Genomic DNA, 278 nt, shown 5'->3' on the forward strand with positions numbered 1-278 from the left:
GAAGCGATTCGCTGACGTAGACCGGGCGGACTTCATCGTCTTCGCGGCCGGGCTGGTATTGCGCGAACTGATCCGGCAGGCGCCGGCGCGCGAGATTTCGGGGCTTACCGACATGATCGAGACGGAGGCCAATGCCGGCACGGCGGAGATCGTGCGCTTCTGGCCGGAGGGTTTTCTCTATACCAACTATTGCGTGTCAGCGATCCTGGCCGTGCACGAGCAGGAGTTCGGCACCGCGCCCAGCATCGACAAATGCGCCGACGACCTGCGCACATGGT

Annotated in this window: 1 pseudogene; it reads left to right on the plus strand. The window is 63.7% G+C overall.

Going from position 1 to position 278, the window contains the following annotated elements:
* Window positions 1–278, plus strand: a pseudogene (locus tag EN851_RS36090) (hypothetical protein); the annotation flags it as partial.

Source organism: Mesorhizobium sp. M8A.F.Ca.ET.208.01.1.1 (assembly GCF_004791315.1).
Classification (GTDB): Bacteria; Pseudomonadota; Alphaproteobacteria; order Rhizobiales; family Rhizobiaceae; genus Mesorhizobium.